This is a genomic window from Leuconostoc aquikimchii (assembly GCF_040838325.1).
GTDB classification, from domain to species: domain Bacteria; phylum Bacillota; class Bacilli; order Lactobacillales; family Lactobacillaceae; genus Leuconostoc; species Leuconostoc aquikimchii.
Genome location: NZ_JBFPER010000001.1, coordinates 1474331 through 1491035, shown reverse-complemented (window position 1 = coordinate 1491035; position 16705 = coordinate 1474331). Strand labels below are relative to the sequence as shown.

The following is a 16705-nucleotide window of genomic DNA, read 5'->3' as shown; positions in this document are numbered from 1 at the left end:
TTTGTAAACTTTATATTTATATAAGTTTACAATTAAAGTGAGTTGTTGTCAATAACGTCAAAAAAGCTGTTAGTTTTTAACTAACAGCTTTGTATATATGTTTTATTGAGGATAAAAAAAGTTTTGAACGGCTTGAACGGCTGTTTCATTACCGACAAAATATAAGGTGTCTCCGCGTTCAATAACCGCGTAAGGACCAGGGGATACAACAAGTTCGCCATTATGTAATAAAGCTACAATCGTTGTGCCAGTGGTCTGCCACAAGGTGAGTGTCCCAATCGATTGTCCAAATTTTGTGCTGGCAGCACTTAATTTTAATTCATATGGGCTCAGTGGGCTGTGCCGTTGAATACGTTGACTTTGCTCAAGCAAAAGCGTTAAGGCATTTTCCATTGCTTTGATTTCTTGTTTTTGATTTGCAATTAAATGATTAATTTGTTGATGTGTTGTCTGAATGTCTGACGTTTTTTGTGCTTGATTTAAAAAATCTTTTGCTTTTTCACGAGAAAGCACTTCAACACCGCTACCATGAATTAACTTAACGATTTGAAGGTCAGCCAAAATGCTGACAGCTTTGCGCGCAGTTTCAGAAGACACGCCAAAAGCGACTGATAGTGTTGATCTGGCATGTAGCTTACTACCAACCGTATACTCATTATCAGCTATTTTTTGTGCGATTTGATAGGCTATTTTTCGGTAACTCGGTTCTCTAATTGTTTGCATGGTATTCTCCAAGAGCAGGTTCTGGTTTGACAAAAGTGACAACTTGTGACAAAATAGAAGACATCACTTAGTGACAACTCATTTATATATATAAGTGGTCACTATGAAGTATAAGATAAATAGTGAGCGTAGTCAATAAAAAATAAACGGAGGGTCTCATGGCTAAAGTAGAGATTAAGCATCTCACGAAAATATTTGGTAAGCGACCTAAAGCAGCGCTGAAGATGGTCAAGCAACATAAAAGTAAAGATGAAATTGTTGAAAAAACAGGTAGTACGGTTGGTGTATACGACATCAACATGAGTATTGATGAAGGCGAAATATTCGTCATTATGGGGCTTTCTGGTTCAGGAAAGTCGACATTAATCAGATTGTTAAATCGTTTGATTGAACCAACGCAAGGACAACTGTTCATTGATGGTGAAGAAATTACGAAATTTAACAAAAAACAGATGTTGGAAATTCGACGTCAAAAAATGAGTATGGTATTTCAGAACTTTGGCCTTTTTCCACATCGTACATTACTAGAAAACACGGAATACGGTCTAGAAATACAAGGTGTTAATAAGGAAGAACGACGCAAACGCGCGGAACGTGCACTAGACAATGCCAAGTTATTGAGTTATAAAGACCAATATCCTAATCAACTCTCGGGTGGTATGCAACAACGTGTTGGCCTTGCACGTGCCTTGACGAATGATCCCGATATTCTATTGATGGATGAAGCCTTTTCGGCGCTTGATCCGTTGGTGCGTGGTGAAATGCAGGATGAGTTACTAGAATTACAGGCAAATGTTCAAAAAACGATTATTTTTATCACCCATGATTTGAATGAAGCGTTACATATTGGTGATCATATTGCCATTATGAAAGATGGTGAATTGCAACAAATTGGGACAGGAGAAGAAATTTTAACAAATCCTGCGAATGAGTATGTTAAATCATTTATTGGTGGTGTCGATCGTTCAAAGGTTTTGACTGCAGAAAGTATCATGATTCCTGCACTAACAACCAATATTGATGTGGATGGCCCAACTGTTGCGTTGCGAAAGATGGCAGACGAAGAGGTATCTGGGTTAGTTGCGGTGAATCGCAAACGAGAAATGCTTGGGTACTTATCATCTGATGAGGCATTGAAGTCACGTCGTAACCAAACACCATTGTCACAAGCGGTGGTGCAAATGCCAACAGTCGATTTGGATACATTAGTTGTAGACATTCTACCGATTATTTATGATGCACAAACACCCGTTGCTGTGGTTGATAGCAATAAACATGCAAGAGGTGTCATTATTCGAGGGTCTGTTTTGGAAGCACTAGCCGATACAGAAGGAGATGAAAACAATGCCTAATTTACCTAAAATACCATTAGAAATGTGGATAAGTGATGCTGTTAATTGGTTGACGACACATTTGTCTGGGCTATTTAACTTGATGCAACGAAGTGGTCAAAGTATCATGGATGGCCTGACCAACGGCTTGACAGCGATACCTATGCCATTAATGATAGCTGGATTAACAATAATAGCTATTTTAACAACACCTAAAAAATATGGTTTTCCCTTATTCACGTTAGTAGGCTTATCATTAATTGCCAATCAAAATTTGTGGTCAGATTTGATGAGTACAGTGACGTTAGTGATTATGGCGTCAATTATTTCACTTGTGATCGGAATACCTTTGGGCATAGTAACTGCTAAATCACCTAAAACTGCAGCAATTGTTAAACCAATTTTAGATTTCATGCAAACAATGCCTGGCTTTGTTTATTTGATACCTGCTGTTGCCTTCTTTGGCATAGGAGTCGTACCTGGTGTATTCGCCTCAATTATTTTTGCGTTGCCACCAATGGTGCGAATGACGGATTTGGGTATTCGTCAAGTACCTGTGGCATTAGTTGAAGCAGCTGATTCTTTTGGATCAACAACGTGGCAAAAATTAATTAAACTAGAATTACCAAATGCACGAAACACAATTTTAGCTGGTGCGAACCAAACTATTATGCTGGCACTTTCAATGGTTGTGACGGCATCGATGATTGGTGCACCAGGACTTGGGCGTGGTGTCTTGTCTGCTGTGCAACGTGCAGATGTCGGATCTGGGTTCGTTAATGGCCTTGGATTAGTTATCTTGGCAATTATTATTGATCGTTTCACGCAAAAATTCAATACCAAGCCGGGACAAAAAGTAGCAACACGTCCTTGGCGTCGTTGGGCAATTTTGGCAACTGCTTTGATTATGATTGGTGGCGGTGCTGTTAATATGGTAACCTCACAAAAAACAACGGGTCAAAAAGTTAACTTAGGCTATGTTACCTGGGATTCTGAAGTAGCCTCAACAAATGTTTTGGCTGAATCACTTCGGCAACGTGGTTATGATGTGACAATGACACCGCTTGATAATGCTGTATTGTGGCAGTCATTAGCCAATGGACAAGTAGATGCTTCAGTTAGTGCGTGGTTACCATTTACACATAAAGCGCTGTATGATCGTTACAAAAATGATATCTCGTTACTTGGTCCAAACCTACACGGTGCTAAAACGGGGTTTGTTGTGCCAGATTATATGAAAGTCAATTCAATTGCTGATTTGAGTAACGAAGCGAATAAAACGATTACTGGTATTGAACCTGGCGCTGGTGAAATGATTACAGCACAAAAAACAGTTGATAGCTATTCAAATCTTCAGGGATGGAACTTACTGAGTGCTTCTTCTGGTGCTATGACCACTGCACTTGATAAAGCTTATAAGGCAAAACAAGATATTATTGTAACAGGCTGGTCACCACATTGGATGTTTAGTAAATATCATCTGAAATATCTCAAGGATCCAAAGGGAACAATGGGTAAGGGTGAAACGATTAATACCATTACGCGTAAGAACTTGAAAAAAGATAATCCTAAATTGGAAAAAATATTGGATAAATTCCATTGGACTAAAGATGATATGGAAAGTGTGATGCTTGACAGACAAAATGGGAAAACGCCAAAGCAAGCGGCGGATAAATGGTTGAAATCACATCAAAAGCTTGTTGATAGTTGGTATGAGTAAGCATTAACGTAAACAAGAATTAGAATCAATAATATTGTAAAACATCAAGTAGGGTTAGATATTTCTAACTTACTTGATGTTTTTTAGTATTATAAAAGATGTTAAACAGGGATAAATTTGATTAAATCTCTGTCATGGGTAATGGGATATAATGGACGGCAGTACTTGATTTAGTAAAATAACGAGATGTTTTTGAATTTGAGTAAGCGTTTACAATTTGATAAATTAATGTTAAAGTGTGGTTATGTTTTAGTGTGAAAATTGTTGAGTAAATATTAAAAAAATTTATATGCCACGGGTCAGCGTGGTTTACAAGCAATTTGAACGAAATAGAATAACAAATAAATCACTTAAAATGACACGTTATTTTGGTAATTTGTATAGGAGATGTGAATATGAATATTGTTGAAAGCCAATTTGGTGAACAGGCAAAACTTTTTACAATGATTAATGATAATGGTATGCAATTATCGGTAACAGATTTTGGTGCACGTATTGTTCATTTGAATGTGCCAATTGCTGGTACGCAAAGAGAGTTAATTCTTGGATTTGACTCTGCTGAAGAATATATTACTAAGGATCATTATATCGGTGCAACAATTGGTAGGGTGGCTGGCCGTATTGCAAATGCTTCATTTAATATTGGTCAAACGCACTACCAAGTTGTAAAAAATGAGAACAATAACACACTTCATGGTGGACCAGATAGTTTTGAAATGCAGTATTGGCAAAGTGAAACAAGTAAAAGTGATGGTAAATTAACCACTTCATTTACGCATATCAGTCCTGATCACAGCAATGGTTTTCCAGGGAATTTAACCGTTAAAGTCACTTATACATTGGATAATAACAACGTTTGGCGTGTTAACTATGAAGCGAATACTGACGCATTAACATTATTTAATCCAACAAATCATGTGTATTTTAATTTAACTGGCCATCCAAGTAGAAGTGTTGCTGAGCATCTATTGTCAATTGATGCTGATCATTTTGCACCACTTGATGACCATAATCTAACAACTGGCGAGGCACGTGATGTCTCACAAACAACGTTTGATTTTAGAACAGCTAAAAAAGTTAACGCAGCAATCATGTCTTCAGAGCCGCAAAGTCTATTAGTTGGTGGTGGCCTGGATCATCCATTTTTATTAAATAAGGTAGTTGATAGCGATGCAGTACAAGCACGATTAGTATCACCTGATCAAAAAGTAGCTATTAATATGCAGACGACAGCACCAGCAGTGGTTGTTTTTACAGCTAACTTTGGGGATGATTATCATGTGTCTATGCGTGAGGAAAAATTGCTTAACCACGGCGGGATAACACTTGAAACGCAAGTGGCACCGGGCGCTGAGAAGTATCACTCATTTGGGGACATTAGTCTATCTGAAAATGACACATATCATGCAACAACTTGCTTTGAAATTCAGTTTTGATGTTTATTTCTGATCAGCGTTGACTAAAATAAAGTTATGCTGTTTTTGGAAGTTGATTTGTGAATAAGAAAGTAACTTTATGAGGAGATAAGATGTATCAAGCAAATAATAAGCGATATGAACAAATGGTTTATAATCGCGTTGGTAAAAGTGGTCTTAAAATTTCTGCACTAGGATTAGGATTTTGGCATAATTTTGGTAGCGTTGATCCTTATGAAAATCAAAAAGCCATTGTGCATCAGGCGTTTGATCTCGGTATTACTTATTTTGATTTGGCAAATAATTATGGCCCAATGCCTGGTAGTGCCGAAGAGAACTTTGGGCGCATGATGGCTACGGATATGAAACCTTATCGTGATGAAATGGTTATAACCAGTAAAGCTGGTTATGACATGTGGGATGGGCCTTATGGTGAGTGGGGATCACGTAAAAGCATTATTGCGAGTGCCAATCAAAGTTTAATGCGGTTAGGATTAGATTATGTCGATATTTTTTATTCTCATCGACCTGATCCAGATACACCGATTGAAGAGACGGCGTTAGCGTTAGATCAGTTAGTCCGTGATGGCAAGGCTTTGTATGTTGGCATTTCTAATTATAGTGGTGCACAAACAACGGCGATGGCTAAAATATTCAAAGAATTACGGACACCATTTATTATCCATCAACCAAGATATAACATGTTTGATCGTCATATAGAAAATGACCTTCTGCCTGTTTTAAGAGAAATCGGAAAATCAGCTGTTGTTTTTAGTCCCTTGGCACAGGGGTTATTAACTGATCGTTATCTGAATGGTATTCCTACAGATTCTAGAGCAGCTAAATCATCAAGTCGTTTTTTACAACCAGAGCAAGTTGAAAAAACATTACAAACTGTTAGAAAACTAAATGCAGTTGCTATCACACGTGGACAAACATTGGCTGAAATGGCTCTGGCGTGGGATTTGCGTCAACCAGAAATTGCTAGTGTGTTAGTAGGTGCAAGTCGACCAGAACAATTAGTGGACAATGTCAAGGCACTTAATCGACTCAGTTTTAGTGATGCAGACGAAAAAGCGATTGCTGATATTTTACTTGTACATGAAAAAAACAATGTATGATTTTTTCTTCAAAAAAAGCACTAAAACGGTTTAGTTTTAGTGCTTTTTAAAGTTTGATGTTGTCATCTTGTGCGATAATCCATGTATTCAGGCTGCTATCATCGATGCGTGAGGCATGTATTTTGAGAAATTGACGATAAAGTGTACCAACACGTTGACTAAAAATAAGTGTATTTGGTGCACTTAAATCATCAGTTAACAATTGATAGGACCGAATGGCGTAACTTATAAAGTGCAATTCATCTGTAATAGCTGCATCATCTAGTCCGTGCGCCTCGTAGAGTAAATGCTGACGTGCTGCATAGCCAAGTGCTTGTTGGAAGCGATTTAAATTTGCGGGATCAATTGCTGATTCCGGTCCGATAGCTATCATTGTATCTTTAAAACTCTTTATTGCTTGACGTGTGGCTTTATTAGTTAATTCAAATCGTTGAAACAATACACCATCAGCCGTTCGACGTTCTTCGTACTTGTACCACTTGCTGTTTGTTAAAAAGAAAGGTGTGCTATTCATATATTTGTGGCCCCTAACCTAATACTAGCGTCTGTCCTTAATATTTTTGATGAGTTGAGACATAATTTTGTCATCGCTATAAGATAATACATTTTTAGCGTAAATATTTTTTCCAAACCAAGCAAGTAAAATCATAGCCACAACAGAAATAATGAGTGACAAGATTGCTGTGGGCCAAGTTTCAACTTTAGTAACCAAACGCACGGGCATCATGCTCTGTGAGATGAAGGGCACATAACTCAATATTTTAATGGCGAGGTTGTTAGGCATATTTGTCATGAAGAAACTAAACATATAGCCAATCATGGCTAAAAATGTAATGGGCTGTATGGCCTGTTGCACTTGCGCATTATCATTAATGAGTGATGCAATCATTGCCGTGAGCACAAGGTAGAGTGCAACGGCGACCAGAATGAAAGCCACGGCGTAGATTGAAAACCCGATTGTGACACCTGAAAATGTTTGTTTAATGCCATCAAGCATCGTGTTGTTTTGCAATATAATGTAGCCAATTATACCAGCAATAATGTAAATTAATAGGTGTGTTACGGCTAGCGCAAAAATACCAATCATCTTGCCAAAATATTGAATGCTTGCTGAGGTTGCGGCTAACAGCGTTTCCATAATACGTGATGATTTTTCGTTGGCAATTTCTGTGGCAATCATTGACGCATACCACATGACAATCATGGTCGTAATAATACCAATAGCGACAGCGATACCATAATTAGCCATATCCGAATTTTCACCATTGGTAGATTTATTATCTGATTGTTTAACAACTGATTTTAAATTAAAAGGTTGGATTAAATCTTGCGTTTGTGCCGCTGTCAAACCATAGTTTGTTGCTTTTTGACTACGTGATAGGTTACCCAAAACACTCACAAATGCTTCTTTATTAATCGTGTTACTCTTAGGCTGTGTTGTTAATGTGGCCTGGTCAGAATTAAGTGTTAAAATGCCATCTAAGTCTTGAGCTGTTAACAAGCGATTTGCTTTTTGACTGTCTGTAATTTTTGAAACCTTAATACCTAATGCCTTTTCATCTTGAACAAATACTTGTCGTACTTGTGAATTCCCAATAATTGCGACTGTTGGTGTCGTATTACCTTGCATTTGAGTGACACCGAAAATAATGCCACCAATGACTACGGCAAAGATAATAGGCGATAAAACTAATAACCAGTAACCACGTGTTTTAAAGTGGCTACGGAAAGTTTGTTTCATAACAATAATGAGTCCTTTGTTCATGATAGGGCGACCTCCTGGCGGAAAATATCATCGAGTGTGGGTGGTTGTTGTGAAAACGCTGGAATGTAACCATTGCGTGTGACGAAGTCAAATATTTGATGACCCGTTGCTTCATCACTAATGGTGATATCAAAGCCAGCACCTTGTTGATTAATGGCGGTAACACCAGCAATACTAGCGAGCTCTGCTTTTGAAAATGGCCCCTCGACGTATACTTTGGTGCGCCCGAATTGTTCACGAATTTCTTGTACGCCACCTTGCAAAACGATTTTACCTTGCTTAAGCATGGTGAGGTTGTCAGAAATTTTAGTCACATTGTTCATGTCATGACTCGAGAAAATAATCATGGCACCATTATCACGCATGCGAACAATCTCGTTCATCATGATACTTGTATTGACTGGGTCAAGTCCTGAAAAAGGCTCATCTAAAATAATAAATTCCGGCTTGAAGATGAGTGCCGCAATCATTTGAACTTTTTGCGCATTGCCTTTGGACAATGACTGCACTTTGTCTGTTGCTTTACCAACGACATCGAGACGTTTTAACCAGTCAGCTAGCGCAATTTTAGCATCTGATCGTGTCATACCATGCAGTTCAGAAAAATATAAAATTTGTTCTTCAATGGTCAGTTTTTGATATAAGCCACGTTCTTCAGGTAGGAAACCAATTTTTTGTTTATCAGCTTGCGTAATAGGGTGATCGTTCCATGTAATGTCACCTGATGTTGGTGCGATGAAATTTAAAATCATGCGAAAAGTGGTTGTTTTACCAGCGCCGTTTTGACCAATTAAACCCATAACTTTTCCAGGTTCTAGGGTCATGTTCATGTTGTCAACGACCATCTTTTGACCAAATTTTTTGTTGAGATCAGTGAGTTGAATCATGTGTTTCTCCTTATAGTAGTTTAGTAAATAGCCAACGCAGTAGAGGTTGTATGATTAGAATTAAAATCAGTGGTGCCGCAAAATACCAAAAATATTGTGTGAAATAACTTAATCCTAAAATAAAGAATACATAAGCCACAATGAGTAATATTTTCAAAGTCAGCGCATCTGCCCGTTGTCGTACTTGTTGCACACGTTCGTCAGTGTCTTTTATTTTTCTACGATGTAATTCTTGTGGATTAGATAAGTTAATGATACTCATTAACTTGGTGGCGAAAGCGCCTCCGAATAGCCCACCGTATACACCTGAAGTCAATGAACCGAGATTACGGCCATAAAAATAATATATTGGTATGCTGGCTGCAAATAGGCAAATAGACAAAGTGATGAAAAGTACAGTGATAAAATTAGTTTGGTATCTCATTAGGTTACCATAATCTTCATCGCTCATGCCATGTTGCGGTGTTGCAAATAATTTTTTAAACATCTGTTTTGTCCTCCTCAAAGATAAAAACAGCCTCAATTTTGAGATGGAAAAGGGTTGCAATATTGTGTGCTAAGGTGAGTGATGCATTATACTTGCCCTTTTCAAGAGATATAATTGTTTGGCGTGTGACCTCCAGCTTATCAGCTAGTTCAGCTTGTGTCATGTGTCGTGATTTTCTGAGTTCTTGGATACGATTTTTCAATAGTAATCCTCCCATAATGTATAAATGACTTTACATTTCATAGTATAGCAAAAGTAATTATAAATGTAAAGTGATCTATACATTTATAATAAATTTGCATTTTGGTTTGAAAAGAACTATAACAGGGATATAGATAAAAGGGGGCCATAAAATGGCAGATGAAAAGTATCAAACGTTGGATCTTCCAATGAGCGAAGTGTTTGATTGGAGCGAGGACAAAACCCCATTACGCGATGCACTATGGAATCATTACATGGACGAAAGCAACAAAAACACATCATCGACGTTGGCACACCTAAAGGCTTACAAAGCTATGAGTGGCAACGAAATTAAAGCAGAAGCTGAGAAGGTTTTGAAGTAAAATAAAATGACTAGCAAAAAACTGCTAGTCATTTTTTATTATGGCTGTTGACGGGCGAGTATTTTTTCTGTATACTTATATCTTGTTATGGCGCCATGGTCAAGTGGTTAAGACGTCGGCTTCTCAGGCCGAAATCGAGGGTTCGACTCCCTCTAGCGCTATTTTAGCCATTTTATCAGGAATACTGGTAGGACGGCTTTTTTGTTTGTAATCGTTAATATATCAGTGTTTCAATGGTATATTAAACAAGAAAAAAATGGCGTGAATAAGCATTCGGTGCTACAATAGTGCTACGAATACGGATGAAACAAGAAATACCATTTATTTAATATGTAAGCGCTTGCATTTTTAAACTTTAGGTGTTATAATATAAGTATAGATTAGGAGGAAGTCCTAATAACAATTTAAGTTGTTGAAGTCTTCTAAAATGGTGACGGGAATGGGTTTCTTTCAATCCAGAGACAGTCTACTCGATGTTTGAACTAGGAAGTGATGAATGTGTTAAAACGTTCGTGTAACTGATAGTTCGAGTGAATGGTAAGGTTTCGTAAGACGTAGGGTCTTATAGACATTACCTGAGGGTGGTCTGTTTTTTATTTAATCAGTAATTAATATAAACATATATTTTGAAGTAATTGCACAACAACGTTACAATGTGGTTGTATCATCAAATAAAATATTAGGAGAACATAACATGTCAGTTGAAGAAAAGTTTGATAATGCTAAGGACAAGGTTGCTGGGAAGGCAAAAGAAGTAGAAGGCAAAGTTACCGGTGACAAAAGTCGCGAAGCAGAAGGTAAAGCACAAGGTGTTTTAGGTAAGGCAAAAGACGCAGTCACAGACGCCAAAGATTCAGTTAAAGACAGTATCAATAATCTAAAAAATGATGATGAAAAATGAATAATGTGACGCAACAGTCTGGCTCCGGTGTTAAACCGGAACTAGACTGTTGCGCTTTTTTGATAGTGGAATATACAACGTTTAATGTTTTCCATAACTTAGGTGGGCTGAAAGGCATATAAAAAGCCTATTAAGTGTTTAAACACAATAGGCTACGACATTAGAAAGAAACATTAAAAAATTAAATCGCAGTTAAAAATGTTACTAATCCAAAGACAATGCCAGGAAAATTAGCAGTGGCTAGTGGGATATCACGATCCTCTTTGATCAAGCCGTATAACACCCATAAACCACAATTCACCGCAGCGACTAATGGCTGCAACGGATTGCCTTTGGAACCTGAAAGATTGTCTATTATCTGAGGAATGTAAGATACATACATCAAAATTGACATCACGGTAGCGGTCCAACTTAAATATTCTATGAACTTTTCACTTTTCATTGATTACCTACCCCTTCATTATTAATTAGTATACTTGTTTAAGTTTATTAAAGCAAATATGATTTTTAGCGTGTGTATTATCATATTTTACAAATAATAAGCTGAAATAGATAAACTTGTTAAGGTTAAATGATGCTTGATTGATGTGTTTGATCCACGCCAAACAGTCATTTTGTGATATGATTATTTTTGGAGGAGCCAACAATGAGAAGAAAATTATTTTGTGAAATATCGCCTTTAACGTATAAGATATCCTATGAATCACGTATTTTAAAGCGCAAAGCAACGGACCATTTATTTGGTCGCATAGCACAAGAAAAAAGCCAAGCACAGTTGCCGTATTTAATAGCTAGCCATCAATCACTCATGCGTCGTGGGCTGAGAAAAGTCCCCATTCCTGTTGAAGAAGCCAAGGTTGCCAATCTTAAAATTGCAGCGCCAAAGGTGAATAATGTACTGATTAAACCAGGAGAAACCTTTTCTTTCTGGCATTTAATTGGCCGCTGTACTGAAAAAAGTGGTTACCAAAATGGTTTGATGGTAGCAAATGACGGCGAACTCAAAAAAGGGACCGGTGGTGGCCTTTGCCAGTTTAGCAATTTGATTCATTGGATGATTTTGCATACACCATTAGATGTTGTTGAAAAATATCATCATGAACAAGTGGACATGTTTCCTGACGCCAACCGAGAAGTACCTTTTGGTAGTGGGACTTCCATTGTTTATAACTACCTAGATTATCGTTTTAAAAATAACACGAATACTACCTATCAGCTGGTAACTTATGTTGGGGAAACACATTTACACGGTAAAATTTATGCATCTGAGCCACAAAGTGATACCTATGAAGTCAAGGCTATTGGAGAGCACTTTGAAGCAGAATCTGGCGTGGTGTATCGCTGTGGGGAAATATATCAGTATCGTTATGATCAAAAACATCAGTTAATAAATGAAGCCTTAATTAAGACAAACCACGCGAGAGTAGCATATGATACTAGTCAGTTAGCAGTGGTTAATAAACATGACAAGGAGAACAAATAAATGATAATAACTCAAATTTTAGTGGGTATTGCTGCCGGTTTAATTGCCGGTATGGTCAAAATTGGTTGGGAGGCAATTTTGCCACCCAGAACGCAAGCACGTGATGAAACCAACCCGCCACAACAATTATTGCAACAAATGGGTATCCCTCGTCGTATAACACATGCTTATGTTTATTATGCCAAAGATCAAAAAGTGTATTATGTTGCGCTTTTGATACACTTTTCGTTTTCTCTTTTCTTTGCGATTCTGTTTGCGTTGACCTATCGTACATGGCCTATTGTTGACATATGGCAGGGTAGTTTGTATGGTCTTATCATTTGGTTTGTCTTCCATATTGTGATAATGCCAGTGTTCAAAACAGTCCCATCGCCCGCAAAACAACCTTTTACAGAACATTTCTCAGAAATATTAGGCCATATAGTATGGGCCTGGGCCATTTATTTGGTTGTTGTTGCCTTGATGGGGCACTAAAATTAGTTTTTTATTTGACTTAGATCTCACTCTAATGTGTATACTTGAAAGTAAATAATGAAAGAAGGATTTCTAATGACAAATTATTTGACAGACTATCATACTTTGAAAACAGGCTATAACCAAGAAGTTGCTGCGCCACTAAAAATGGTTGATCAAATTTCAAATGACGGGCAAACACTAGTGGTGCAGAATGGGCCCATAAAAGTTTTTGTGCGTGTCGTGAAAGAAAATGTTGAACAAATTCTTATTACGTCAACAATGCAGCAAACGCCACTTTATGATGACGTATTTATGGCGCTCGAAAAAAGTTTGAAGTGCGCTTCTATTGATTTTTATAATGCGTATCAACACGCTATACAAAGTGGTTCAATTGTTTCTGCAGAATATCGTCATGTTAAAGCTATTCATGATGCAAGTAATCATAAGTTAAGCGTGACTATAACGAAAGAACGTTAATAAATGACAAAATATAATCATGACGAGACATTTACTATCGGGACAGTTGCTGAATTAAAAAGCATCAGCGCATATACCTTACGTTATTATGATAAAAAAGGTTTGTTACCCAAGGTGTTTCGAGATAAAAATGGGATACGTCAATTTACAGAGGAAGACCTACAGTGGCTTGATATGATTAAATGCTTGAAAAATACAGGGATGAGTTTGGAACAACTTAAAGTATTTGTTGATGCAACTTATCAGGGACCTCAAACGTTAGCTGCTAGAATTGCGTTATTAAAAAAACAAACTGAAAAAATAAACACACACATAGCGCAACAACAAAGTTATCTCAAGCAAGTTAACAGGAAAATTAAAACTTTAAATGATGAAGATAGTTTGTTTTAGAAAGAGGAAAAATTGAATAAGGGACGAGTTGAGGCATACACAGACGCAGTAATAGCAATTATACTCACGATTATGGTACTTGAATTTAAAACACCTGAAACGGCCGAATGGGAAGAAATTATGAGACAATTACCTTATTTCTTTTCGTATATTGTGAGTTTTGTTTTTATTGGCGTTGCTTGGTATAATCATCACTATATGTTTACATTAGCTATTAGAATATCAAAAAAAGTTTATTGGGTTAATAACTTGTGGCTTTTTAGTATGTCTTTATTACCGTTTGCAACTGGTTGGGTCGGAAAGTTTCCACTACAACCTAGTCCAGAATATCTGTATTTGTTTATTTTTACTTTTTGGAGTTTATCATATCTTTGGTTATCACATACCATTAGAAAAACAACAGAGCATGCAGAGACTGCAGTTAGCCAAAAAATTGAACACATGTTTGCTTTTAAATTTCTAAATTCAATTTTTTTCCCAATATCTGTGGGCATAATTGCGCTTGGTATTTATTTTTACCCTTTGCTTGGTATTACGATAACGTTTGTAGAATTGGTCATATTAGGCTTTCTAACGTCGCCAGATAGTGATCAAATAAAAAAATAATTTGTTTATTTGTCAAGGAAGGTATCATTTTAAAACAATGATAAGTAGCCGTAAATTATCTCAAATATGTTCATGATAGTGACGAAAAAAGTTCAGCAGAGGTGCTGGGCTTTTTTGATTTCTTGATTAAAAAGTCACAAGTCAAATGTGTTTATTTCTAATATGAAGGTGTTATAGTTGGGGTGTTGTTAATTATAGTAAGTTTGGATTTCAAGAAAGGTCGCACAAAATGAGCTATCAAACAATTAATCCTTTGACAGATGAAGTCGTTAAAACATATGACAACCATGATGATGCCTATGTTGAGGAGGCACTGAGTAAAGGGGATGCGTTATATAAAAAGTGGCGCAATGATCCAATAGAAAGTCGTGCCGAAGCGTTAAATAAAGTGGCTGATTTAATCGCATCAAAAACAGATGAATTGGCTAAAATTTTAACGATTGAAATGGGAAAACGTTTAGTAGAAGCAAAAGGCGAGGTGGCAATTACGGTTGCGATTGCGCGTTACTATGCTAAACATGGCGCAGAATTTTTGAAACCACGAGATATTGTGTCTGCGATTGGACCAGCACAAATTATTTCTAGGCCAACTGGGGTGCTTCTCATGGTTGAACCGTGGAATTTCCCGTATTATCAAATTATGCGTGTTTTTGCGCCAAACTATGTGGCAGGTAACCCCATGGTATTAAAACATGCCAGCAATACGCCAATGGCTGCTGATGCCTTTGAAAAAATTGTGCAAGAGGCCGGATTACCGGATGGCGCACTGACTAACTTATTTATTAATTATGACCAAGTGAATAAAATTATTGGCGATGACCGTGTGCAGGGGGTTGCTTTAACAGGTTCTGAACGTGCAGGTCAATTAGTTGCTGCTGAAGCAGGCAAAAATATGAAGCAAAGTTCGCTTGAACTAGGTGGCAGTGACCCATTTGTGATATTAGATGATGCTGATTTATCAGAAATTAAAAAAATTATCAGTGGCGCGCGACTTTACAATGCTGGGCAAGTTTGCACATCGTCAAAACGTTTTATCGTCACTGAAAAGAATTACGATAAAATTGTTGATATGCTAAAAGCGGCCTTTGCCGACGTAAAGTTGGGAGATCCTATGCAGCCAGAGACCACTTTGGCACCATTAAGCACATCAAAAGCTAAACAAAATTTGACCAAACAAGTTCGTCAAGCTGTTGAAGCAGGGGCGACACTTGCATTTGGTAGTGTTGATCAAAATCAGCCAGCTGCCTTGTTTGAACCTGTTATTTTGACAGATATTACCAAAGAAAATCCTGCTTTCTATCAAGAATTCTTTGGACCAGTTGGTGAAGTATTCAAGGTAAAAGATGAGGCAGAGGCAATAGCATTGGCCAATGATTCGCACTATGGTTTGAGTGGTGTTGTCTTTGGTGGTGATGCAGATCATGCTGCCGAAGTGGCTTCTAAAATTGAAACTGGTGTTGTGTTTGTCAATAGTTTTGGTGGTACCTTACCAGAATTGCCATTTGGCGGCGTTAAAAATTCTGGTTATGGCCGTGAATTAGGCGACTTAGGAATTGATACGTTCGTTAACAAACAAACTATTGTGACGAAGCATGAACCAATTGATCTTGAAAATGCCTTCGGCGGTTTTGTATAAAAAATAATAAAGCACCTGACAAGCTAAAGTACATCAGGTGTTTTTGTGTTCATAGTTTTTGATTTTTAAGATTCAGCTTTTTAATACGTCGTTTTAGGGTTGAAATGCTAATTCCGGTTTGAATAGCAATGCTTTTATATGTGATACCTTGGCAGTGCGTGTTGTAGGCTTGGATGATTTCTAAGTCAGTATATTGTTCTTTTCTACCTTCTTTAAAGTTTGGATTATGCATGCGAGCATAAGTTTTCCCCTCTTGTGTTCTTGTAACAATAAGGTCGCGCTCAAATTGTGCAAACGCAGAAAATATTGTAAAAATCAACTTGCCAGTAGGACTTTCATCGATTAGACCAAGATTTAAAATGTGTATAGCAACATGACGGTCAAATAAAGTTTGCATCACTTCGAGGCCCTCATGTGTATTTCTAGCAAAACGATCTAATTTGGTGACGACCAATACATCTTTTGGTTGAAGCTTTTTTAGTAATTGTTCAAATACTGGTCGGTTCACAGTAGTTCCAGTATATTTTTCTTTATAAATTTTATCCACACTGGCCTGTTGTAGTTCTAAAATTTGATGCTCTAAATGTTGCCCGATAGTGCTCACACGTGCGTATCCGTACTTCATGTAAGTGTCTCCTTAATTGTGAATTGAGGATTAGGTGCATTTAAATATACGATAGAAAAAGCTCGCAACTTGAAAGATGCGAGCTTTTTTCAATAATAGGGTAATTATATCATACAAAT

Annotated in this window: 20 protein-coding genes and 1 tRNA gene; 13 read left to right on the top strand and 8 right to left on the bottom strand. The window is 37.3% G+C overall.

Annotated features, from left to right (window positions below):
• Positions 1 to 102: 102 nt before the first annotated feature.
• The gene (locus tag AB3K24_RS07315; protein WP_367974743.1) at positions 103 to 723 is read right to left on the bottom strand and encodes a TrkA C-terminal domain-containing protein; all 621 of its coding nucleotides are present in this window, start codon (positions 721 to 723) and stop codon (positions 103 to 105) included.
• Positions 724 to 881: 158 nt separating this feature from the next.
• On the opposite strand from AB3K24_RS07315, the gene AB3K24_RS07310 reads away from it, so the two are divergent.
• The 4 genes from AB3K24_RS07310 to AB3K24_RS07295 all read left to right on the top strand — a co-directional run bounded on the left by AB3K24_RS07310 (position 882) and on the right by AB3K24_RS07295 (position 6310).
• Positions 882 to 2075, top strand: a complete 1194-nt coding sequence (locus AB3K24_RS07310) for a quaternary amine ABC transporter ATP-binding protein (RefSeq protein ID WP_367974741.1) — start codon at positions 882 to 884, stop codon at positions 2073 to 2075.
• Positions 2068 to 3774 carry an ABC transporter permease/substrate binding protein gene (locus tag AB3K24_RS07305; RefSeq protein WP_367974740.1) on the top strand — a complete coding sequence of 569 codons (1707 nt, stop codon included), beginning with the start codon at positions 2068 to 2070 and terminating at the stop codon, positions 3772 to 3774. Before AB3K24_RS07310 ends, AB3K24_RS07305 begins: the two co-directional genes overlap by 8 nt.
• A 395-nt stretch (positions 3775 to 4169) precedes the next feature.
• Positions 4170 to 5210: an aldose epimerase family protein gene (locus AB3K24_RS07300; RefSeq protein WP_367974738.1), complete on the top strand. Its 1041-nt coding sequence runs from the start codon at positions 4170 to 4172 to the stop codon at positions 5208 to 5210.
• Between the two features lie 92 nt (positions 5211 to 5302).
• The gene (locus AB3K24_RS07295) at positions 5303 to 6310 is read left to right on the top strand and encodes an aldo/keto reductase (protein ID WP_367974736.1); all 1008 of its coding nucleotides are present in this window, start codon (positions 5303 to 5305) and stop codon (positions 6308 to 6310) included.
• Positions 6311 to 6356: 46 nt separating this feature from the next.
• Here AB3K24_RS07295 and AB3K24_RS07290 read toward each other — a convergent pair whose 3' ends face one another.
• The 5 genes from AB3K24_RS07290 to AB3K24_RS07270 are packed head-to-tail and all read right to left on the bottom strand — an operon-like array spanning position 6357 to position 9651.
• Positions 6357 to 6824, bottom strand: a complete 468-nt coding sequence (locus AB3K24_RS07290; protein WP_367974734.1) for a substrate-binding protein — start codon at positions 6822 to 6824, stop codon at positions 6357 to 6359.
• A 24-nt stretch (positions 6825 to 6848) separates the two neighbouring features.
• Positions 6849 to 8075 carry an ABC transporter permease gene (locus tag AB3K24_RS07285; protein ID WP_367974733.1) on the bottom strand — a complete coding sequence of 409 codons (1227 nt, stop codon included), beginning with the start codon at positions 8073 to 8075 and terminating at the stop codon, positions 6849 to 6851.
• Entirely contained in the window at positions 8072 to 8962 is an 891-nt protein-coding gene (locus AB3K24_RS07280) for an ABC transporter ATP-binding protein (protein WP_367974732.1), read from the bottom strand. Before AB3K24_RS07280 ends, AB3K24_RS07285 begins: the two co-directional genes overlap by 4 nt.
• 10 nt (positions 8963 to 8972) lie before the next feature.
• Entirely contained in the window at positions 8973 to 9449 is a 477-nt protein-coding gene (locus tag AB3K24_RS07275) for a hypothetical protein (protein ID WP_367974730.1), read from the bottom strand.
• Positions 9442 to 9651 carry a helix-turn-helix transcriptional regulator gene (locus tag AB3K24_RS07270; protein WP_367974729.1) on the bottom strand — a complete coding sequence of 70 codons (210 nt, stop codon included), beginning with the start codon at positions 9649 to 9651 and terminating at the stop codon, positions 9442 to 9444. The genes AB3K24_RS07275 and AB3K24_RS07270 overlap by 8 nt, the downstream gene beginning before the upstream one ends.
• Before the next feature lie 151 nt (positions 9652 to 9802).
• Between AB3K24_RS07270 and AB3K24_RS07265 the strand changes: the two genes are divergently transcribed.
• The 3 genes from AB3K24_RS07265 (at position 9803) to AB3K24_RS07255 (ending at position 10913) form a co-directional block, all read left to right on the top strand.
• Positions 9803 to 10012 carry a P8 family protein gene (locus AB3K24_RS07265; protein ID WP_367974727.1) on the top strand — a complete coding sequence of 70 codons (210 nt, stop codon included), beginning with the start codon at positions 9803 to 9805 and terminating at the stop codon, positions 10010 to 10012.
• A gap of 89 nt (positions 10013 to 10101) precedes the next feature.
• Positions 10102 to 10173, top strand: a tRNA-Glu gene (locus AB3K24_RS07260).
• 533 nt (positions 10174 to 10706) lie between these two features.
• Positions 10707 to 10913 (top strand): CsbD family protein, encoded by a 207-nt coding sequence (locus tag AB3K24_RS07255; RefSeq protein ID WP_367974726.1) that lies wholly within the window; start codon positions 10707 to 10709, stop codon positions 10911 to 10913.
• Between the two features lie 181 nt (positions 10914 to 11094).
• Here the strand turns inward: AB3K24_RS07255 and AB3K24_RS07250 are convergent, their stop codons facing one another.
• On the bottom strand, positions 11095 to 11355 hold the full coding sequence (locus tag AB3K24_RS07250) for a SemiSWEET family transporter (protein ID WP_367974724.1): 261 nt from the start codon (positions 11353 to 11355) through the stop codon (positions 11095 to 11097).
• 204 nt (positions 11356 to 11559) lie between these two features.
• Here AB3K24_RS07250 and AB3K24_RS07245 point away from each other — a divergent pair, with 204 nt between their 5' ends.
• From AB3K24_RS07245 to AB3K24_RS07220, 6 genes are all read left to right on the top strand, one after another.
• Positions 11560 to 12396 carry a VanW family protein gene (locus AB3K24_RS07245; RefSeq protein WP_367974723.1) on the top strand — a complete coding sequence of 279 codons (837 nt, stop codon included), beginning with the start codon at positions 11560 to 11562 and terminating at the stop codon, positions 12394 to 12396.
• Positions 12397 to 12870 carry a DUF1440 domain-containing protein gene (locus AB3K24_RS07240; RefSeq protein WP_367974721.1) on the top strand — a complete coding sequence of 158 codons (474 nt, stop codon included), beginning with the start codon at positions 12397 to 12399 and terminating at the stop codon, positions 12868 to 12870. It begins immediately after the preceding gene.
• A gap of 75 nt (positions 12871 to 12945) precedes the next feature.
• Positions 12946 to 13329, top strand: a complete 384-nt coding sequence (locus AB3K24_RS07235; RefSeq protein ID WP_367974719.1) for a hypothetical protein — start codon at positions 12946 to 12948, stop codon at positions 13327 to 13329.
• Between the two features lie 3 nt (positions 13330 to 13332).
• Positions 13333 to 13719 (top strand): MerR family transcriptional regulator, encoded by a 387-nt coding sequence (locus tag AB3K24_RS07230; protein ID WP_367974717.1) that lies wholly within the window; start codon positions 13333 to 13335, stop codon positions 13717 to 13719.
• A 12-nt stretch (positions 13720 to 13731) separates the two neighbouring features.
• On the top strand, positions 13732 to 14325 hold the full coding sequence (locus tag AB3K24_RS07225) for a TMEM175 family protein (protein ID WP_367974716.1): 594 nt from the start codon (positions 13732 to 13734) through the stop codon (positions 14323 to 14325).
• A gap of 229 nt (positions 14326 to 14554) precedes the next feature.
• Positions 14555 to 15961, top strand: a complete 1407-nt coding sequence (locus AB3K24_RS07220) for an NAD-dependent succinate-semialdehyde dehydrogenase (RefSeq protein WP_367974714.1) — start codon at positions 14555 to 14557, stop codon at positions 15959 to 15961.
• Positions 15962 to 16010: 49 nt separating this feature from the next.
• On the opposite strand, the gene AB3K24_RS07215 is transcribed toward AB3K24_RS07220, so the two are convergent.
• A complete protein-coding gene (locus AB3K24_RS07215; RefSeq protein ID WP_367974712.1) occupies positions 16011 to 16586 on the bottom strand; it encodes a recombinase family protein in 576 nt (191 codons plus the stop codon).
• Positions 16587 to 16705: the final 119 nt, after the last annotated feature.